Annotated in this window: 19 protein-coding genes and 1 tRNA gene; 3 read left to right on the plus strand and 17 right to left on the minus strand. The window is 66.5% G+C overall.

All coding sequences use genetic code 11. The features are described from left to right. Positions 1-34: 34 nt before the first annotated feature. Positions 35-424 carry a RidA family protein gene (locus HWY45_RS27535; protein ID WP_059878936.1) on the minus strand — a complete coding sequence of 130 codons (390 nt, stop codon included), beginning with the start codon at positions 422-424 and terminating at the stop codon, positions 35-37. 32 nt (positions 425-456) lie between these two features. Then, positions 457-1,668: an amino acid aminotransferase gene (locus HWY45_RS27540; RefSeq protein ID WP_059878933.1), complete on the minus strand. Its 1,212-nt coding sequence runs from the start codon at positions 1,666-1,668 to the stop codon at positions 457-459. A gap of 215 nt (positions 1,669-1,883) precedes the next feature. Between HWY45_RS27540 and HWY45_RS27545 the strand changes: the two genes are divergently transcribed. Then, entirely contained in the window at positions 1,884-2,366 is a 483-nt protein-coding gene (locus tag HWY45_RS27545; protein WP_059567587.1) for an Lrp/AsnC family transcriptional regulator, read from the plus strand. An 83-nt stretch (positions 2,367-2,449) separates the two neighbouring features. Continuing rightward, a tRNA-Val gene (locus tag HWY45_RS27550) sits at positions 2,450-2,524 on the plus strand. Between the two features lie 267 nt (positions 2,525-2,791). On the opposite strand, the gene HWY45_RS27555 is transcribed toward HWY45_RS27550, so the two are convergent. The 4 genes from HWY45_RS27555 to HWY45_RS27570 all read right to left on the minus strand — a co-directional run bounded on the left by HWY45_RS27555 (position 2,792) and on the right by HWY45_RS27570 (position 5,201). Then, positions 2,792-3,721: a hypothetical protein gene (locus HWY45_RS27555; protein ID WP_150999285.1), complete on the minus strand. Its 930-nt coding sequence runs from the start codon at positions 3,719-3,721 to the stop codon at positions 2,792-2,794. 168 nt (positions 3,722-3,889) lie between these two features. Then, entirely contained in the window at positions 3,890-4,144 is a 255-nt protein-coding gene (locus HWY45_RS27560) for a type II toxin-antitoxin system RelE/ParE family toxin (protein ID WP_059878930.1), read from the minus strand. A 10-nt stretch (positions 4,145-4,154) separates the two neighbouring features. Continuing rightward, the gene (relB, locus tag HWY45_RS27565) at positions 4,155-4,613 is read right to left on the minus strand and encodes a type II toxin-antitoxin system RelB family antitoxin (protein ID WP_059878927.1); all 459 of its coding nucleotides are present in this window, start codon (positions 4,611-4,613) and stop codon (positions 4,155-4,157) included. Positions 4,614-4,910: 297 nt separating this feature from the next. Then, positions 4,911-5,201 (minus strand): hypothetical protein, encoded by a 291-nt coding sequence (locus HWY45_RS27570; protein WP_230946950.1) that lies wholly within the window; start codon positions 5,199-5,201, stop codon positions 4,911-4,913. A 286-nt stretch (positions 5,202-5,487) separates the two neighbouring features. On the opposite strand from HWY45_RS27570, the gene cysC reads away from it, so the two are divergent. After that, positions 5,488-6,027 carry an adenylyl-sulfate kinase gene (gene cysC / locus HWY45_RS27575; RefSeq protein ID WP_059878921.1) on the plus strand — a complete coding sequence of 180 codons (540 nt, stop codon included), beginning with the start codon at positions 5,488-5,490 and terminating at the stop codon, positions 6,025-6,027. Positions 6,028-6,058: 31 nt separating this feature from the next. Here cysC and HWY45_RS27580 read toward each other — a convergent pair whose 3' ends face one another. The 11 genes from HWY45_RS27580 to hutH form a co-directional block, all read right to left on the minus strand. Further along, on the minus strand, positions 6,059-7,462 hold the full coding sequence (locus HWY45_RS27580) for an aspartate aminotransferase family protein (protein WP_059878917.1): 1,404 nt from the start codon (positions 7,460-7,462) through the stop codon (positions 6,059-6,061). Positions 7,463-7,497: 35 nt separating this feature from the next. Beyond that, on the minus strand, positions 7,498-8,835 hold the full coding sequence (locus HWY45_RS27585) for a glutamine synthetase family protein (RefSeq protein ID WP_059878914.1): 1,338 nt from the start codon (positions 8,833-8,835) through the stop codon (positions 7,498-7,500). Positions 8,836-8,847: 12 nt separating this feature from the next. Continuing rightward, positions 8,848-9,657, minus strand: a complete 810-nt coding sequence (locus HWY45_RS27590; RefSeq protein ID WP_059878910.1) for a gamma-glutamyl-gamma-aminobutyrate hydrolase family protein — start codon at positions 9,655-9,657, stop codon at positions 8,848-8,850. A gap of 204 nt (positions 9,658-9,861) precedes the next feature. Further along, positions 9,862-10,086, minus strand: a complete 225-nt coding sequence (locus HWY45_RS37355) for a hypothetical protein (RefSeq protein ID WP_059809753.1) — start codon at positions 10,084-10,086, stop codon at positions 9,862-9,864. 209 nt (positions 10,087-10,295) lie between these two features. After that, the gene (gene hutG, locus HWY45_RS27600; protein ID WP_059809855.1) at positions 10,296-11,093 is read right to left on the minus strand and encodes an N-formylglutamate deformylase; all 798 of its coding nucleotides are present in this window, start codon (positions 11,091-11,093) and stop codon (positions 10,296-10,298) included. 65 nt (positions 11,094-11,158) lie between these two features. Next, the gene (locus HWY45_RS27605; RefSeq protein ID WP_059879050.1) at positions 11,159-12,535 is read right to left on the minus strand and encodes a formimidoylglutamate deiminase; all 1,377 of its coding nucleotides are present in this window, start codon (positions 12,533-12,535) and stop codon (positions 11,159-11,161) included. 11 nt (positions 12,536-12,546) lie between these two features. Then, entirely contained in the window at positions 12,547-13,770 is a 1,224-nt protein-coding gene (hutI, locus tag HWY45_RS27610; RefSeq protein WP_059878907.1) for an imidazolonepropionase, read from the minus strand. A gap of 4 nt (positions 13,771-13,774) precedes the next feature. Next, the gene (locus HWY45_RS27615) at positions 13,775-14,383 is read right to left on the minus strand and encodes a HutD/Ves family protein (protein ID WP_059878904.1); all 609 of its coding nucleotides are present in this window, start codon (positions 14,381-14,383) and stop codon (positions 13,775-13,777) included. 3 nt (positions 14,384-14,386) lie between these two features. Further along, positions 14,387-16,075 carry a urocanate hydratase gene (gene hutU, locus HWY45_RS27620; RefSeq protein ID WP_059809757.1) on the minus strand — a complete coding sequence of 563 codons (1,689 nt, stop codon included), beginning with the start codon at positions 16,073-16,075 and terminating at the stop codon, positions 14,387-14,389. A 37-nt stretch (positions 16,076-16,112) separates the two neighbouring features. Next, entirely contained in the window at positions 16,113-16,808 is a 696-nt protein-coding gene (gene hutC, locus HWY45_RS27625; protein WP_017331862.1) for a histidine utilization repressor, read from the minus strand. A 4-nt stretch (positions 16,809-16,812) separates the two neighbouring features. Beyond that, the gene (gene hutH / locus HWY45_RS27630; RefSeq protein WP_059567609.1) at positions 16,813-18,336 is read right to left on the minus strand and encodes a histidine ammonia-lyase; all 1,524 of its coding nucleotides are present in this window, start codon (positions 18,334-18,336) and stop codon (positions 16,813-16,815) included. Positions 18,337-18,592: the final 256 nt, after the last annotated feature.

The following is an 18,592-nucleotide window of genomic DNA, read 5'->3' on the forward strand; positions in this document are numbered from 1 at the left end:
TGTGTGTTGCTGTGTTGCTGTGTTGAGGTGCGCGCTATGCGCCGGAAACCGGCGGCAATGCGACGTACGCGACGAGTTCGACGCGCATCGCCGCATGCGCGAAGCCCTGCACGCCGACGCAGGTCCGGTTCGGATACGGTGCGCGGAAGTGCCGCCGGTACTCGGCGTCGAATTCGGGCATGTCCTTCACGTCGGACAGGTAGACGAGCACCTGCGCAACGTCGTCGAGCGTGGCCCCCGCGGCGGCCACGGCCTTCGCGAGATTCGACAGCGTGAGGCACGCCTGTTCGGTCATCGTGTCGCCGGCGATCGCGCCGGCCGCGTCGACCGGCCCGTGCCCGGTAAACATCAGCCCGCCCGCGCGGGTCGCCCACGAGAACGGCTGGCCGAGTTGCGGCAGGTCGACCGGGATCTGTTCTGGCATCGTCTGCTCCTTTGCCGGTTGGGTGCGGGCCGTCAGGCCGCTTGGCGCGCGGCGCCGAGCACGTCGGCGATCGCGGCCGCGACGTGATCGACGTTCGCATCGTTCAGGCCCGCGATGCACATGCGGCCCGAGCGCAGCAGATAGACACCGTGCAATGCGCGCAGGCGATCGACGTCGGCCGCGCCGATGCCCGTGTAGCCGAACATCCCGCGCTGCGCGACGAGCGCATCGAACGACCGCTCCGGCAGCCGTGCATCGAGCCGTTCCTTCAGCGCGCCGCGCATGCGCTTGATGCGCGTGCGCACGCCCGCGACCTCGTCTTCCCAGCGCGCGCGCAGCAGGTCGTCGTTCAGCACCGTCGCGACGAGCCGCGCGCCGAACAGCGGCGGGCTCGAATAGGTGCGGCGCACGCCGGCCTGCAGCTGGCTCAGCACGGTCGCTGCCTCGCCCGCGTTCGCGCAGACGATCGACAGGCCGCCGACGCGCTCGCCGTACAGCGAGAAGTTCTTCGAGAACGAATTGCCGACGATCACCGGCAGGCCGGCATCGGTCATCGCGCGCACGGCCCACGCGTCGTCCGCGAGGCCGTCGCCGAAGCCCTGGTATGCCATGTCGAGGAACGGAACCAGCCCGCGCCGCGCGAGCACGTCGATCACCGCGCGCCACGCGTCGCGGCTCGGATCGAGGCCCGTCGGATTGTGGCAGCACGGCTGCAGCAGCACGACGCTGCGCGGCGGCAGCGCGTCGAGCGCCGCGAGCATCGCGTCGATGCGCAAGCCGTTGCGCTGCGCGTCGTAGTACGGATAAGTCTGCACGTCGAGGCCCGCTGCCGCGAAGATCACGCGGTGGTTGTCCCAGGTCGGATCGCTGATCCAGATCGCGCTGTCCGGGAAGTAGCGCTTGATGAACTCCGCACCGAGCCGGATCGCGCCCGAGCCGCCGAGCGTCTGCAACGTCGCGACGCGCCCTTCCGCGATCGCCGCGCACTCGGCGCCGAACACGAGCCGCTGCACGGCCTGCCGGTAGCCGGCCAGCCCTTCCATCGGCAGATACGTATGCGGTGCGTGCGCTTCGCGCAGCCGCTCGGCCGCGATCCGCGTGCTCTCGAGCACGGGAATCCGGCCCGCGTCGTCGTAATAGAGACCGATGCTGAGATTGGCCTTGCGCGGATGCGCATCCTGCTGGAATGCCTGGAACAGCGACAGGATCGGGTCGCCTGGATAGGCGGGAATGTGATCGAACATGACGAAGTGACGGTTGGGATTGAACGGCGTCGCCGCACGGATCGACGCGTGCGGCCGGTGCGGGCGGCGGTGCGGTGGCGCCCGCCGGCCCGGTCAACGTATGGCTCGCATGTTATCGAGGACGAAATAGAATGAGCTTCAAACTTCGCTGACGATTCGCATGATTTGCAGTAGAGTCTGCGACATCTTCCCCAAGATTCAGTGGAACCTGCGAAATGAACCTCGACCGAACCGACATGCGGATCCTCCGGCACCTCGAGCGCGACGGCCGGATCAGCAACCAGGACCTCGCGAACGCGGTCGCGCTGTCGCCGTCCGCGTGTCTGCGGCGCGTGAAGCTGCTCGAGGAGCGCGGCGTGATTGCCGGCTATCGCTGCGCGATCGAGCCGAAGCAGGTCGGCGTCGCGTTCGAGGCCCTCGTGCACGTGACGATGCGGCCCGACGAGCCCGAGTGGCACGACCGCTTCGTCGAAGCGCTCCGGCAGTGGCCGGAAGTCGTGTCGGCGCAGATCGTTACCGGTGGGGCAAATTACGTGCTGACGGTGCGCGCGCGCGACCTCGACCACTACTCCGACTTCGTGATCAACACGCTGTACCGCGCGACGGGCGTGATGTCGATCAACTCGAGCATCGTGCTCGCGACGCTCAAGCGCGACGGCTCGATCCTCGATCTGGTCGAGCCGTCGGCGGCCGGCTAACCGACTTGTGCGAGAGTCCGCGAAAAAATTTGCAGAAAGTGCTTTACGAAGTCGAAAAGCTCTGACATAATTTCATCTTCTTTGGGCGGTTAGCTCAGCGGTAGAGCACTGCCTTCACACGGCAGGGGTCACTGGTTCGATCCCAGTACCGCCCACCAAAGAATTCGCCGCTTGTGGCGACGCGTCAAACGCTGGATCGAGCAGTTCTCTCCGGCGCCAGCGCAAAGCCACTAGGCAAAGAAAAAGCCCTGCACTTGCAGGGCTTTTTCTTTGGTTCATCGAGGATTACCCGAAAACGGGCAGACCGTTGTGTTTGACTATGTGCCGCCGCTCGCCATCGCATCGGTTGGACCTTCCGGCGGCGACAACACTCTATTACCCCACCATCGAGTGACGGACAAACCGCAAAGTACACTTCATTGCGGCTAACCGCGAACCTCGCGACCGAGTTCATTTTGGCGTAGATCAGCCCGCCTGTCCGAATAGCCCCTATTTTCCGCTTCATTTAAAGCACCGGCCGCGAAAATGATCGCATCGAAGTCGTCTGCTCCTCGCCTTGTGCCGTAAGTATTAAGGCTACGAGTAACGCATTTTATTAGCTCATCAGAAGTACTCGCCGATGCCCCTTGTCGAATAAGAAGCTCCTTGATCGCATTTCTCCAAAAATCGAGCTCCTTTGAATAATCAGATATTCTCGACAACAATAGCACCTTAAATTTCGATTGCCTTTCCCTAAGACCACTCAATTCGCCTCGAAGTTTTTCTGATTTTTCATGTAATTCTTCAGACACCTCCTCCGCCTTAGTCACTCTTTCGTGAAGCGATGTGGTTATCTTGTTTGCATAAAATCCCAGCGCGATAGAAATGAGCGTGTAAATTCCAGCGACTATCAACCCAATCTTTACGGCCCGATGCAGTTTTGACTCAGGCACCCCATCCGAAAACGTAAAACCAAGCTCTTCCGCGTTAATTACTCGAACCAACGGAGCTTTCGCCGCGTCGCGCAGCACGACAAGCAGACTCGTCCTCGTCTGCGGTTCTATGCGATCTACGCGAACAGACCGCGCCAAACCGCCTGCTTGGTCGCTACCGTTCGTAATCTGCACTGGCGTATCTCGAGCAATGCTTGCCGCCTCCACCTCCGTCGGAACCTGTAACAAAAGCCCGTCAATCGATTTGCTGGAAAAATTCTCCAAATCTATTGGCAAAACCACCTTTCCATCCACCATGATCGGGCGCCCAATCGTTGCAAGCCCCTGATCGCCCGAGTAATAGCCAATACATGTATTTATGAAAAGCGTCACAATAAATGTAACAATACCCGACCAAAACGTAACCGGCAGTTTTAGCATCATTCCCCCGCAGCACCTAATATTCAGTCATTTTAAGTAAAAACTCCCCCAACACCGCCGAATCTACTTCGCAATTTAATCCATCAAAATCGCATCAATTTTATTCAACCAGCTTAATCAGCCAAACTGCAGACGCGACCGATTCTTCGCATGGCTATAGGTAAGTTCAACTCAGTCCGGCCACCGTTGCCGGGCATACTTCACGCTCAGAATCTCCACCACGTCTGCATCGATGCAGTACACGACAACGTAGTTGCGATGCACAACCATTTCTCTCGTTCCGGATAAACGCCCCGCTCGATACAGCCTCGGGCGTAGCCGCAACCCCTCTGCCTTTTCGCGAATCATATGCACCAGGGCTAATGCCGCATCTGGATCATCCTCCCCGATAAACTCCAAGATACCCAACAGATCTGCCTCGGCCATCGGCCGCCACTTAAGTCTTAGCACGCTTCCCCTTTCTCATCGCTTCGACGCGGGCCAGAGCCTTTTTCATCACGTCCTCATGCTCTACGCTCGGGCGCGGGTCGTCTATCGACGCCTGCACCTGCTCACGCAACCATTTGTCGTAGGCCGCCGCATTCGCGTGGGTCTGCTTCATCGCCGCCGCACGATCCGGACGGCTTGAGCGCTCGATCTCAACTTCATCGGGTCGCCATGCTTCGAGCGAGAAACGCCCCGACTGCAACCCAAGTTCGCGGATCACCTCAAGCGCCTTGACCGGGTTCCGAAACGCACGCGGCCGACGATTGTTCGACGTGACCAGCACGGCCGTTCCAGCCGTCCGCGTCTCCAGCTCGACATAAAATGAACTGCCCTCAGCTTTGAGAACAGCCGACAGGACACCGCCTGCATGCGCGGCGGCAGCAGCCTGAGACACATCTAACGTTTTCATGGCACAACCTTCAGTAGATAACGGCACGATCTATAATACATCGTGCCACAGGCAATAGCATTCCGCCCCCTTTATTTGACGTAAAACCCCTCCAGTTGCCAGCGTCTCGTGCCCAAGCACCCAGAGTCTGCGACGCCACACGCCCCGTACGGATACCGCTCTGTCACAAAGGCACTGGTTCACTCCAGTACCGCCCACCAAAGAATTCAAGGCCCTGCGTCTCACGACGCAGGGCCTTTTCGTTTTTCCCGCGCAAATTCGCGATCCGACCGTCTGTCGACGATCGCCACCGCCCCGCTATCCGCCCGCCGTCCACAGCGCGAGCACCGCATCGACGGCCTGCCGCTCGTCGGCCACGGCCTCGATGACGGCGATCGCGTCCTCGCATCCCGCCTGCCGGAGATGCGCCCGCCAGTCTCCCGGCCAGCCGTCGAGGTCGCACATGCGCAATGCGATCGAGCCGCCCAGCTCCGCGTGCCCGCCGCCGATCGATTCCTCGAAGATGAACGGCCGGACGCTGGATGCGTCGACGGCAAACACGTAGACGTGGTGAGTCGGATGCTCCGCGCTGGGCGCGACGTTTTTCATGCCTATCGTGATCATCGGTTCCTCGAGCGGGGCGCGCGGCTGGCGCTATCTGAACATGACGCCGACATGCAAGCATTCATTGCACACGGCGTCACATTTCACCAACACGAAATGCCGGCTTGTTTTGTAACGTTAGGTAACTGTTATGTAACATTTCGTCGAAAGCGGCTGACTAGAATCGGCCGACAATAACGGCGATTAACTGCGCCGAGTTCCCAATCAATATACTTGGACGAAGCCGGGTCACGATCCGCCGTGACCTGCCCGAGTCCGGTCAGACGCACTCATGACATTGTCCTCTACCCATACGTTGTGGCTCACCGGCCTGAGCGGCGCCGGCAAGTCCACGCTGGCACAGGAAATCGCTTCACGCCTGCGCGCACGAGGCCTCCCGGTCTGCATCCTCGACGGCGACGAACTGCGCGCCGGCGTGTCGCCGGATCTCGGCTTCAAGCGTGAAGACCGTGCCGAAAACTGCCGCCGCACGGCCGAAATCGCGAAGCTGCTCAACAGCCAGGGCATCTCGGTCGTCGTCGCGCTGATCTCGCCTTACGAAGCCGACCGGCAACGCGCACGGCAGATCATCGGAGACGAACGCTTCGTCGAGATCTACCTGAAGACCGACATCGCGACCTGCTCGGCGCGCGACCCCAAACGCCTCTACGCAAAAGCAATCACCGGGCAGACGCGCCAATTCACCGGCATCTCCGACCCATACGAGCCGCCCGAGCATCCCGACCTCGTCATCGAAACCGGACAGATGGACATCGCGACCTCGGTCGAACGCATCATGGCATTCGATCGGCAGCGCTTCGCGCCGGCATGACCCCGGCGCGCGCGGCACGTCGCCGCGCGCGTCATCCCCTCACCCGCTCCGCTGTCGCATCGAACGCCCGCTTCGCCTTGTCGACGATCTCGTCGACCTCGGCCTCGCCGATCACGAGCGGCGGCGACAGCAGCATCCGGTCGCCGGTCGCGCGCATGATCAGGTTGCCGCCGAAGCAGAAGTCGCGGCAGATCGTGCCGACCTCCCCGCCATTGTCGAAGCGCACGCGCCGCGCCGGATCGCGCGCGAGCTGCACGCCCGCGACGAGCCCCGCGCCGGCAATCTCGCCGACGAGCGGATGGCCGCCGAGCGCGTCGCGCAACCGGCGCTGGAAATACGGCCCGATGTCGCGCTTCACGCGCGCGACGATGCCGCCATCGCGCAGCAGCGTCAGGTTCGCGATCGCGACCGCCGCCGCAACCGGATGCCCCGAATACGTCATCCCGTGGTTGAATTCACCGTGTTCGATCAGCGCCTGCGCGACGCGGTCGTGCAGCGCCACCGCGCCCATCGGCACATAACCGCTCGTCAGGCCCTTCGCGAGCGTCATCAGGTCGGGTTCGAAGCCGAAGTGCTGGTGCGCGAACCACTCGCCGGTACGGCCGAAGCCGCCGATCACTTCGTCCGCGACGAGCAGGATGTCGTACTTGCGGCAGATCCGCTGGATTTCCGGCCAGTACGTCGACGGCGGGAAGATCACACCGCCCGCGCCCTGGAACGGCTCGCCGATGAACGCGGCGACGTTCTCCGCGCCGAGCTCGAGGATCTTCGCTTCGAGCTGCTGCGCGCGCGCGAGGCCGAATGCCTCGGGCGTCTCGCCGGCGGCCGCTTCGCCGAAGAAATACGGCTGGTCGATATGCACGACATGCTCGACCTTCGACGCCATCTGCTCGTGCATGTAGCCCATCCCGCCGAGCGTCGCGCCCGCGATCGTCGAGCCGTGATAGCCGTTCCAGCGCGAGATCACGTATTTCCTGCGCGGCTGGCCCTGCACGCGCCAGTATTGATGCACGACGCGCAGCACGGTGTCGTTGCCTTCCGAGCCGCTGTTGCAATAGAAAAAGTGGTTGAAACCCGGCGGCGTGACTTCGGCGAGGAGTGCCGACAGTTCGATCACCGGCGGATGCGTGGTCTTGAAGAACGTGTTGTAGAACGGCAGTTCGCGCATCTGCCGCTGCGCGGCGTCGATCAGTTCCGCGCGCCCGTAGCCGACGTTCACGCACCACAGCCCGGCCATCCCGTCGATGATCCGGTTGCCGTCGGAATCCCACAGATAGACGCCGTCGGCCTTCACGATCACGCGGCTGCCCGCGCGATTGAGCGCACCCATGTCGGAGAACGGGTGGATGTGATGCGCGGCGTCGAGCGCACGATACTGCGCGGTCGTGCGCGGCATGGCGGGCGCCGCTGCACCACGGTCGGAACGGTCGGTCATGCTGCCCTCCTGAACGATGCCGGACGCGCGGCGGGTCACACGTGCAGCAGCAGGTGCCGGCGTTCCCACGAGCTGATCACGCGGAAGTACGCCTCGTACTCGGTTTCCTTCAGCGCGAGATACGCCTTCACGAACTTCTCGCCGAGGATGCCGGCGAGCGGCGCGCACGCCGCCATCAGCGTAATGCCCTCTTCGAGATTGCGCGGCAGCTGGTACGGCAGGTCGTAGCCGTCGGACGCGAGCGGCTCGCTCGGCTCGAGGCGCTGCGTGATGCCGAGATAGCCGGCCGCAAGCGTCGCCGCGATCACGAGGTACGGGTTGCAGTCGACGCCCGGGATGCGGTTCTCGATGCGCCGCGCGACCGGGCTCGACTGCGGAATGCGGAAGCCGACCGTGCGGTTGTCGTAGCCCCACTGCACGTTGATCGGCGCGGCCATGAAGCGCGACAGCCGCCGATACGAGTTGATGTACGGCGCGAAGATCGGCATCAGCGCGGGCGTGTATTTCTGCAGCCCGGCAAGATAGCCGCGGAACAGCGGCGTCACGTCGCCGTTCGCGTCGGTGAACAGGTTGCGGCCGGTCTGCGGATCGGCGAGGCTCTGGTGGATATGCATCGCCGAGCCCGGTTCGTTTTCCATCGGCTTGGCCATGAAGGTCGCGTACATGTTGTGGCGCAGCGCGGCTTCGCGCACCGTGCGCTTGAACAGGAACACCTGGTCGGCGAGCGACAGCGCATCGCCGTGCATGAAGTTGATCTCCATCTGCGCGGCGCCGACCTCGTGGATCAGCGTCTCGATGTCGAGCCCCTGCATGTCGCAGTACTCGTAGATGTCCTCGAACAGCGGATCGAACTCGTTGACGGCCTCGATCGAATACGACTGCCGCCCCGTTTCCGCGCGCCCGGTGCGGCCGACCGGCGGACGCAGCGGCAGGTCCGGGTCCTTGTTCATGTCGACCAGGTAGAACTCGAGCTCGGGCGCGACCACCGGCTTCCAGCCCTTCTCGCGATACAGCTCGAGCACGCGCCGCAGCACGTAGCGCGGCGAGATCTCGACCGGCGAGCCGTCGAAGTGCACGCAGTCGTGGATCACCTGCGCGGTCGGGTCGACCGCCCACGGGATCAGGCAGATCGTCGACGGATCGGGCACGCACACCATGTCGGGGTCGGTGACGCCGGTCAGCGAGCCGTCTTCCGGATAGTCGCCGGTGACGGTCTGCACCATCACGGCCTGCGGCAGGCGCATCGATTCGCCGGACTCGAACTTGTTGCGCGGAATGATCTTGCCGCGCGCGATGCCGGCCATGTCGGGAATGATCGCCTCGACTTCGGTGATGCGATGCTGCCTGAGGAATTCGTCCAGTGCGGGTTGCATGATCGGCCTCGTTCAGTCGACGTCATGTGCGGCCGGCGGCGCCACTTCGCCGTCGGCGGCCGCACGGATGCGATGCGTCATGCGCGCGCGGCACGCCGCGCCGAATGCCGCGAAGATGTCGCGCGACAGCGGCTGCTCCGCGAAGCGCCATTCGGGATGCCACTGCACGCCGAGCGCGAACGCGCGCGCGCCGCGCACGCTGACGGCCTCGACCAGCCCGTCGGGCGCGCTCGCCTCGACGGCCAGGCCCGCGCCGAGCCGCGCGATGCCCTGGTCGTGCAGCGAATTGACCGTCGCTTCGCACGCGCCGCGCGCGATCCGCTGCAGCAGGCCGCCCGGCGCGAAGCGCACGACGTGCGCGGGCCCGTATTGCGATTCGAGCGGCTCGGACGGCGTCTCGCGATGGTCCGCGAAGCCAGCAGTCGCATGCAGCCGCTGGTGCAGCGTGCCGCCGTACACGACGTTCATTTCCTGCATGCCGCGGCAGATCGCGAGCACCGGCACACCCGCGTCGATCGCCGCGCGCATCAGCGGCAGCGCGGTCGCGTCGCGCGCGGGATCGTGCAGCGTGCCGGGCGCGCTCGCGGGTCCGCCGTAATGGTGCGGCTCGACGTTCGAATAGCTGCCGGTAAACAGCAGGCCGTCGATCGCGGCAAGCAGCGCGTCGACCGGCTGGCGCACGCCGAGCGCGGGCAGCACGAGCGCGAGCACGCCCGCGCCGTCGACCAGCGCGGCGAGGTACTTCTCGCCCGCCGCGTGCGACGGATGCGCGCCGCGCATCGTGCGATCGGCGGTCACGACTACGAGCGGGCGCGGTCGCATGGCGGCACCTCCGATGAAATTCGGGCGGACAGGCATGCGCATCGTCGCGCTCGCGCGCGGCATGCATGGGTGCGCGCGCTCGTGTGTCCATGCGGCGCGGCACGCACGACGTGGCCGGCTCGCAATGCGCGAACACGCAGCGGCCCGCCGCAGGCAACACACCGCGGAACACGGCACGCCCCGGGGCGGATGACGCAATCGACGCTAGGGCAACAGCGACGCGCTGCCGTCGCACTGCACCGCGCTGAAGATGCGCGCGGTCACGAGATTGAAGCGGCGCAGGCCGCGATGGGACAAGGCGATGAGGCGAGGTTCGCGGGATGAGGCGGAACGCTTGCCGCGATCAGCATGCCGGTGCGGACCGGCACGTTGCGGCGCGCCCGCCGACGGACTTCGCGTCCGGCGGATCGAAGGGCTTGCAGCTTTCACGATCGTACTCGACTGACGGTTTGACGTAGGGCGCGTGATGGCTCCCTGTCATTCAGCTTATATCACCGAAAAATTGCGTCAAATTTCAGCCGCTACGGTCGGTATTAACCCTGACAAAAACACGGGCGGCATCGATTGCCGGAATCGATGCCGCCCGTTGCGACGCCGCGCCCTTCTCCGCCGCGGCGTCGGTTTCCCCGCCATCGCATTCAGCGATACGCGAGCGCCGTCTCGACGAGCGTCTGCAGCAGCGGCGAAACCCGCGCGGCGCGCGTCTCGTCGTAGGCATACGGGCGCGTTTCATCCATGTAGGTGATCTGCGCGAGTTCGAGCTGCACGGCCTGCACGCCCGTATCGGGCACGCCGTACTGACGCGTGATGTAGCCGCCCTTGAAGCGGCCGTTCGCAACCGCCGTGAAGCCGCCGTGCGCGGTCACGCAGGCGGCCAGCGCTTCCGCGAGGCCCGGTGCGGCGCTCGCGCCGTTCGCGGTGCCGAAGTTGAAATCCGGCAGCCGCCCGTCGAAAAAGCGCGGCACGTGCGAGCGGATCGAATGCGCTTCCCACACCAGCGCGCGGCCGTGCTCGCGCTTCAGGCGCGCGATCTCGCCCTGCAGCGCGTCGTGATACGGCCGCCAGTAGCGGTCGCGGCGACGCAGGATCTCGTCGTTGTCCGGCAATGCGCCCGCCGGATACAGCGGCGCCTTGTCGAAGGTATCGACCGGCACGAGGCCGGTCGTGTCCTGCCCCGGATACAGGTTCTCGTTGTCGGGCGGCCGGTTCAGGTCGACGACGTAGCGCGCATGCGACGGCACCAGCACCGATGCGCCGAGCGCGACGGCGAAGCCGTACAGGCGTTCGAGATGCCAGTCGCAATCGTCGACGAAGCGCGCGTCGGGCGTCATCGTCGCTGCCAGGTCGTCGGGAATGTAGGTGCCCGCGTGCGGAATCGAGATCAGCAGCGGCAGCGTGCCCTGCTTCAGCGTGAATACAGCCGGTTGTTGGCTCATGTCGGTCTCACCGTGGTCGGTCGGACGGCGCGTGCGTTGCCGCACGCGCCGAAGCGCTGCAGCGATCAGCGCAGCAGTTGCGCCAGCGCGGCGCGGTAATCGGCATACGCGGCGTCTTCGTCGCGATGGCGGCGCGCGCGCACGACGCATGCGCCGCCCGTGTAGACGTCGCGCACCGGCGTGTCGCCGTGCTCGGCGAACACCGCGCCGGACAGCCACGCCGCGCTGTCGTGCTCGGCGATCGCCGGATGGTCGGGGTCGAGCACCAGCCAGTCGGCGCGGCAGCCTGCGCGCAGCGCGCCGATCGGCCGCCCGCTCGCCTGCGCGCCGCCCGCAAGCGATGCGTCGAACAGGCGATCCGCGACCACCGGCTGCGTATCGCTCGCCAGCACGTTGCGCGCGCGATGCACGAGCCGCTGCCCGTATTCGAGCAGGCGCAGCTCGGCGCGCCAGTCGACCGACGCATGGCTGTCCGAACCGATGCCGATCACGCCGCCGTGCGCGAGATAGTCGACGGCAGGGAACACGCCGTCGCCGAGGTTCGCTTCCGTCGTCAGGCACAGGCCGGCCACCGCGCGGCGCTTCGCGAGCGCCTCGGTCTCGGCCGCGTCGAGATGCGTCGCGTGCACGAGGCACCAGCGCGGGCCCACGTCGAAGCGGTCGAGCAGCCACTGCACGGGCCGCGCGCCGTAGGTGCGCACGCAGTCGTCGACCTCGGCCGTCTGTTCGGCGATGTGGATGTGCACGGGCGCATCGCCGGGCAGACCGTCGAGCAGCGTGCGCAGCCCGGCTTCGGACACCGCGCGCAGCGAGTGCGGCGCGACGCCGTAGCGCAGCGTGCCGTCCTCCGGCGCGACGCCGCGCATCGCGTCGAGCAGTTCGAGCAGGCCGTCCGGGGTATTGATGAAGCGGCGCTGGTCGTCGCGCGGCGGCTTGTCGCCGAAGCCTGCGAACTGGTACGACACGGGCAGCATCGTGATGCCGATGCCGGCCGCGCGCGCCGCGCCGATCACGCGTGCGCCGAGCTCGGCGAGCTGCGGATAGCGCGTGCCGTCCTGCGCGTGATGCACGTAGTGGAATTCGCACACCGACGTATAGCCGCACTTCAGCATCTCGACGTACAGCCAGCGCGCGATCGCCGCGAGCGCATCGGGCGTGATCTTCAGCGCGAAGCGGTACATCAGGTCGCGCCAGCTCCAGAAGCTGTCGGACGGGTTCGCGCGGTATTCGGTGAGCCCCGCCATCGCGCGCTGGAACGCGTGCGAATGCAGGTTCGGCATGCCGGGCACCACCGGGCCCGCCGCGCGCGCGACGCCCGCCGGCGCATCGGTGTCGGGCGTCACCTCGGTCAGCGTGCCGGCCGCGTCCCAGCGCAGCAGCACGTTGCGGCGCCAGCCGTCAGGCAGGTACGCGTGTGCGGCGAACAACGTCGTGTCGGTCATCGTGAGTCCCATCATCCGTTCGTGCGGCGAAACACGGTCGTTCCGCCGCGCACGACCTGCTCGCACAGCGGGCGGCCGATCCAGTAAGCGAGTTCCGCGAGCGAGCCGACCGACCATACCGCGAAATCGGCCTGGCGGCCGACCTCGAGCGCGCCGTGGCGATCCGCGCGGCCGAGCGCCGCGGCCGCGTGGCGCGTGACGCCCTGCAGCACTTCGGGCACCGTCATGCGGAACAGCGTGCAGCCGAGGTTCAGCGTCAGCAGCAGCGATTCGAGCGGCGACGTGCCCGGGTTGTGATCGGTCGCGAGCGCGATCGGCACCTGGTGCTTGCGCAGCAGGTCGAGCGGCGGCAATTGCGTCTCGCGAATGAAGTAGTACGCGCCGGGCAGCAGCACGGCGACCGTGCCGGCCGCCTTCATCGCCTCGATGCCGGCTTCGTCGAGAAACTCGAGGTGATCGGCGGACAGCGCGCGATAGCGCGCGGCGAGCGCGGTGCCGCCCGCGTTCGACAGCTGTTCCGCGTGCAGCTTGACCGGCAGCCCGCGCCGCGTCGCGGCCTCGAACACGCGCTCGGTCTGCGCGAGCGAGAAGCCGATCCGCTCGCAGAACACGTCGACCGCGTCGACGAGCCCTTCGTCGGCGAGCGCCGGCAGCATCCGTTCGCACACCTCGTCGATGTACGCATCCGCGCGGCCCGCGTATTCGGGCGGCAGCGCGTGCGCGCCGAGGAAGGTCGTATAGACCGACACCGGGAAGCGCTCGCCGAGCTGCCGCGCGACGCGCAGCATCTTGCGCTCGCTCGCGAGGTCGAGCCCGTAGCCCGACTTGATCTCGATCGCGGTCACGCCTTCGGCGAGCAGCGGCTGCAGGCGTGCTGCGGCCTGCACGAACAGCGTCGCCTCGTCGGCGTCGCGCGTCGCGCGCACCGTCGACACGATCCCGCCGCCCCGCCGCGCGATTTCCTCGTAGCTGACGCCGGCCAGGCGCTGCGCGAATTCGTCCGCGCGCGTGCCGCCGTACACGAGGTGCGTGTGGCAGTCGACGAGGCCCGGCGTCACCCACGCGCCGTGCAGGTCTTCACGCGCCCAGTGCGCGTAGTCGTGCGGCAGCGTGGAGCACGCGCCGAGCCAGACGATCGCGCCGGTTTCGTCGACGGCGATCGCCGCATCGTCGATCGTCTCGTCGGGGTGGCCGTGCGGACACAGCCTCAGGTGATGCCAGACAGTCGGTTTCATGCGTTCAGTTCGTATCGGTGGCGTCGAGCGACACGGCGAGCAGCGCGCCGTCGCCGCTCACCGCGACGTCAAACGCACGCTGCGGCCCATCGAGCCGCAGCGTGTCCAGTTCTTCCAGCGTGCAGGCCGTGCCGTCGAGCTCGACGTGCACCGGGCCCGCCGCGCAGAACAGCAGCACGGTATCCGCGCGCGCGACGCGATGCGTGCCGGCGCGCCAGGCGGCGACCGTCCCGCGCGTGGTCGCGCGGCGCGTCATCAGGTTGAAGTCGCGCGTCGGGCCTTCGTGCAGCGTCGCGTCGATCGCCGTCTCGCCCGCGAAATCCGCGCGCGCGAGCGGCGCATCGAGCACGTGGCACGCGCCGTCATCGGCCGCGAGCGTCATGCCCGCGCCGGACAGCAGCACCAGCGTGCGGTCGATTCCTTCGAAGCGCGAGAACGGCCCGGCCGCGCCGACGTCCGCGACGCTCACGCGCCACGCAAACGTGTCGAGCGCGGCGCCGGGCGGGAACGCGGCGATCTCGCGCGTCACGCCGCCGCCGTTCTTCCACGGCGACGCGACGAGATCCGCCGCGCGGATCAGCGCGGCGGCCAGCACGTCATGTCGTGCCGTCATCGCTCAGCGGCCGAGCATCGGCAGCTTCAGGCCGGCTTCGCGGGCCGTCTGCTGCGCGAGTTCGTAGCCGGCATCCGCATGGCGCATCACGCCCGTCGCCGGGTCGTTCAGCAGCACGCGGCCGAGGCGCTCGTGCGCTTCAGCGGTGCCGTCGGCGACGATCACGACGCCCGAGTGCTGCGAGAAGCCCATGCCCACGCCGCCGCCGTGGTGCAGCGACACCCACGATGCGCCGCCTGCCGTGTTCAGCAGTGCGTTCAGCAGCGGCCAGTCGCTCACGGCGTCCGAACCGTCCTTCATCGATTCCGTCTCGCGGTTCGGGCTCGCGACCGAACCCGTGTCGAGGTGATCGCGGCCGATCACGATCGGCGCCTTCAGCTCGCCGTTCTTGACCATCTCGTTGAACGCCTGGCCGAGGCGATAGCGATCCTTCACGCCCACCCAGCAGATCCGCGCCGGCAGGCCCTGGAACGCGATGCGTTCGCGCGCCATGTCGAGCCAGTTGTGCAGGTGCGGATCGTCGGGGATCAGCTCCTTCACCTTCTGGTCGGTCTTGTAGATATCCTCAGGATCGCCGGACAGCGCGACCCAGCGGAACGGGCCCTTGCCTTCGCAGAACAGCGGGCGGATGTACGCCGGCACGAAGCCCGGGAAGTCGAACGCGTTCTCGACGCCCATTTCCAGCGCCATCTGGCGGATGTTGTTGCCGTAGTCGAGCGTCGCCGCGCCGCGCTGCTGCAGCGCCAGCATCGCGCGCACCTGCACCGCCATCGACTGCTTCGCGACCTTCACGATGCTCTGCGGATCGACCTTCTGCGCCTCGCGCCATTGCGCGACGGTCCAGCCCTGCGGCAGGTAGCCGTTGATCGGGTCGTGCGCGCTCGTCTGGTCGGTCACGCAGTCCGGCGTGATGCCGCGCTCGACGAGTTCCGTGAACACGTCCGCCGCGTTGCCGAGCAGGCCGATCGACACCGGCTTGCCCGCGCGCTTCGCTTCCTCGATCATGCCGAGCGCTTCGTCGAGCGTCGTCGCCTTCTTGTCGACGTAGCGCGTCTTCAGGCGGAAGTCGATGCGCGTCTCGTCGCATTCGACCGCGATCATCGAGAAGCCGGCCATCGTCGCCGCGAGCGGCTGCGCGCCGCCCATCCCGCCGAGGCCGCCGGTCAGGATCCAGCGGCCCGACGGGTCGCCGTTGAAGTGCTGGTTCGCGACCGCGAAGAAGGTTTCGTAGGTACCCTGAACGATGCCCTGGCTGCCGATGTAGATCCAGCTGCCGGCCGTCATCTGGCCGTACATCATCAGGCCCTTGCGGTCGAGCTCGTTGAAGTGGTCCCAGGTTGCCCAGTGCGGCACCAGGTTCGAGTTCGCGAGCAGCACGCGCGGCGCGTCCTTGTGCGTGCGGAACACGCCGACCGGCTTGCCCGACTGCACGAGCAGCGTCTCATCCTCGTTCAGATCCTTCAGCGACGCGAGGATCTGGTCGTAGCACGCCCAGTTGCGCGCCGCGCGGCCGATGCCGCCGTACACGACGAGCGCATGCGGGTGCTCGGCGACTTCCGGATCCAGGTTGTTCTGGATCATCCGGTAGGCCGCTTCCGCGAGCCAGGTCTTGCAGGTCTTTTCGCTGCCGCGCGGTGCGCGGATCGTGCGCGTCGGGTCGAGGCGGGGATCGATGTGATTCGGATGGTTCATGACGACTGCTCCCGAAGGAAATGAAAAATCAACAGATTCAGAAATGCCCGGTGAAGCGATAACGGCTGCCGGGATGCCAAAGATTCGCCACCGAGGCGACGACGCCCTGCGACCAGGTGCGCCGATGTAAAACCAGACACGGTTCGACGTCGTCCATCCGAAGCTGCGCGCGCCTTTCCGGCGCGGGTGCGGCCGCTTCGATCCGGTACTCGACGCGCTGCAGCGGGGCCGCGCGCATCAGGTACTGGTTCGGCGTCGTGTTCGTGAAATCCTGCCCGGCGTAATCCGGCGCGACCGCCGGATTCACCCATCGTTCCTCGAGCTGCACCGGCTCGTCGTTCTCGAAATGCAGCACCAGCGAGTGGAACAGCTTTGCGCGCACCGCCACCTGCATCTCGTCCGCCAGCGCGTCGTCGGCCTTGACCGTCGCGAGGCCGAGCACGCTCGCGTGATACGCATGCCCGCGCGCCGCGACTTCCTCCGAGATGCTGCGGATCGCCACCAGGGTCGACTCGTACTTCGGCCGCGCGACGAAGGTGCCCGCGCCCTGCACGCGCGTGATCACCTGCTCGGCCGTCAACTCGCGCAGCGCGCGGTTGACGGTCATGCGCGCGACCTTGAAGTCGCGGGCCAGCTCGTTCTCGGACGGCACCTGATGGCCCTCCGCCCACTCGCCGGCATGAATGCGAGCCAGGATGAAATCCTTGATCTCCTGGTAGACCGGTGCGCTCATCGCGTTACTGTTCCGAGGCGAACGAGAACGGGCTGACCTTCGCGAACGCACGCTCGCCGACCAGCTTCGCGATCACCGCGATGTCCGGCGCGAAGTAGTGGTCGAGCTCGTAGTGCGCGACCTTGCCGCGGATCGTTTCCATCACGGGCGCGAGCTTCGGGCTCGTGTGATACGGCGCGCGCAGGTCGACGCCCTGGGCGGCGGCCAGCAGTTCGATCGCGAGGATGTGCTTCGTGTTGTCGGCGATGTCGGCGAGCTTGCGCGCGGCGAACGTCGCCATCGACACGTGGTCTTCCTGGTTCGCCGAGGTCGGCAGCGAGTCGACCGACGCCGGGTGCGCGAGCGTCTTGTTTTCCGATGCCAGTGCGGCAGCCGTCACGTGCGCGATCATGAAGCCCGAATTCACGCCGCCGTCCCGCACGAGGAACGGGGGCAGGCCCGACAGCGTCGCGTCGATCAGCAGCGCGATGCGGCGCTCGGCGAGTGCGCCGATTTCCGATGCGGCGAGCGCGAGGTTGTCGGCTGCGAACGCGACCGGCTCGGCGTGGAAGTTGCCGCCCGACAGCACTTCGCCGGTATCCGGGAAGATCAGCGGGTTGTCCGACACGGCGTTCGCTTCGACGAGCAGCACGTCGGCCGCGTGGCGCATCTGGTCGAGACACGCGCCCATCACCTGCGGCTGGCAGCGCAGGCTGTACGGATCCTGCACCTTGTCGCAGTCGCGGTGCGACTGGTTGATCGGCGAGCCTTCGAGCAGGTCGCGGTAAGCCGCGGCCGCGTCGATCTGGCCTTGATGGCCGCGCAGCTCATGGATGCGCGCGTCGAACGGCTTCACCGAGCCGGCCGCCGCGTCCACCGACAGCGCGCCCGCGACGAGCGCGGTGCGGTACAGGTCTTCGATCGCGAACATGTTGTCGAGCGCCAGCGCGGTCGACGCCTGCGTGCCGTTCAGCAGCGCGAGGCCTTCCTTCGCCTGCAGCGTCAGCGGCGCGAGGCCCGCGACGCGCAGGCCGTCGAGCGCGCTCGCGCGCTCGCCGCGGATGAACACTTCGCCGACGCCGAGCAGCACCGCCGACATGTGCGCGAGCGGCGCGAGGTCGCCCGATGCGCCGACCGAGCCCTTCACCGGGATCAGCGGCAGAACGTCGGCGTTGTACAGCTTGATCAGCGCGTCCATCACTTCGCGGCGGATGCCCGAGTGGCCGCGGCCGAGGCTCGACAGCTTCAGCGCCATCAGCAGGCGCACCGACGAGCGCGCCATCGGCTCGCCGACGCCGACCGCGTGCGACAGCACCAGGTTCTTCTGCAGCAGTTCGAGCTGGTCGTGCGGGATGTGCGTGCTGGCCAGGCGGCCGAAGCCCGTGTTGATGCCGTAGGCCGGCTCGCCCTTCGCGGCGATGTCGGCGACGGCCTTCGCGCCCGCGTCGATCTTCGCGAAGCTGGCCGGGTCCAGCGCGAGCGGCACGGATTCGCGCGCGATCTGGCGCAGTTGCGGGAGAGTCAGGTGGCCGGGGGTGAGCGTAATCATGTGAGCAATCCTGTCTAGACAAGTTCGGGATGGATTGCAGTGTAGTGATCCAAACTTGTATAGACAAGTGGTTTTTCGCCGATTTCGACTCGGGAGTTTCCCTGATGCCCGGCGCACCCCGCTGGCCTGTCCGGTGGGGGCCGCGAGTTATCGTATGTTGTCGTTATTATGACTTTTGCAACATACGGATCATTGCAGTCGCCACGCGCCGGCCGTCGTGTCTGCCCCGTCATGATTCCCCGCCCTGCTTGCCCGC

This window comes from Burkholderia stagnalis (genome assembly GCF_902830275.1).
Classification (GTDB): domain Bacteria; phylum Pseudomonadota; class Gammaproteobacteria; order Burkholderiales; family Burkholderiaceae; genus Burkholderia; species Burkholderia stagnalis.

Bases quoted from the DNA above. Each gene is read 5' to 3' on its own strand.
- HWY45_RS27570 (WP_230946950.1), bottom strand. From the start codon at position 5,201: ATGAAAAACGTCGCGCCCAGCGCGGAGCATCCGACTCACCACGTCTAC.
- relB (WP_059878927.1), bottom strand. From the start codon at position 4,613: ATGAAAACGTTAGATGTGTCTCAGGCTGCTGCCGCCGCGCATGCAGGC.
- HWY45_RS27605 (WP_059879050.1), bottom strand. From the start codon at position 12,535: ATGACCGACACGACGTTGTTCGCCGCACACGCGTACCTGCCTGACGGC.
- HWY45_RS27580 (WP_059878917.1), bottom strand. From the start codon at position 7,462: ATGACCGACCGTTCCGACCGTGGTGCAGCGGCGCCCGCCATGCCGCGC.
- hutG (WP_059809855.1), bottom strand. From the start codon at position 11,093: ATGAGCCAACAACCGGCTGTATTCACGCTGAAGCAGGGCACGCTGCCG.
- HWY45_RS27590 (WP_059878910.1), bottom strand. From the start codon at position 9,657: ATGCGACCGCGCCCGCTCGTAGTCGTGACCGCCGATCGCACGATGCGC.
- hutI (WP_059878907.1), bottom strand. From the start codon at position 13,770: ATGAAACCGACTGTCTGGCATCACCTGAGGCTGTGTCCGCACGGCCAC.
- hutH (WP_059567609.1), bottom strand. From the start codon at position 18,336: ATGATTACGCTCACCCCCGGCCACCTGACTCTCCCGCAACTGCGCCAG.
- HWY45_RS27585 (WP_059878914.1), bottom strand. From the start codon at position 8,835: ATGCAACCCGCACTGGACGAATTCCTCAGGCAGCATCGCATCACCGAA.
- HWY45_RS27555 (WP_150999285.1), bottom strand. From the start codon at position 3,721: ATGATGCTAAAACTGCCGGTTACGTTTTGGTCGGGTATTGTTACATTT.
- HWY45_RS27535 (WP_059878936.1), bottom strand. From the start codon at position 424: ATGCCAGAACAGATCCCGGTCGACCTGCCGCAACTCGGCCAGCCGTTC.
- HWY45_RS27540 (WP_059878933.1), bottom strand. From the start codon at position 1,668: ATGTTCGATCACATTCCCGCCTATCCAGGCGACCCGATCCTGTCGCTG.
- hutU (WP_059809757.1), bottom strand. From the start codon at position 16,075: ATGAACCATCCGAATCACATCGATCCCCGCCTCGACCCGACGCGCACG.
- HWY45_RS27615 (WP_059878904.1), bottom strand. From the start codon at position 14,383: ATGACGGCACGACATGACGTGCTGGCCGCCGCGCTGATCCGCGCGGCG.
- HWY45_RS27560 (WP_059878930.1), bottom strand. From the start codon at position 4,144: ATGGCCGAGGCAGATCTGTTGGGTATCTTGGAGTTTATCGGGGAGGAT.
- hutC (WP_017331862.1), bottom strand. From the start codon at position 16,808: ATGAGCGCACCGGTCTACCAGGAGATCAAGGATTTCATCCTGGCTCGC.
- cysC (WP_059878921.1), top strand. From the start codon at position 5,488: ATGACATTGTCCTCTACCCATACGTTGTGGCTCACCGGCCTGAGCGGC.
- HWY45_RS27545 (WP_059567587.1), top strand. From the start codon at position 1,884: ATGAACCTCGACCGAACCGACATGCGGATCCTCCGGCACCTCGAGCGC.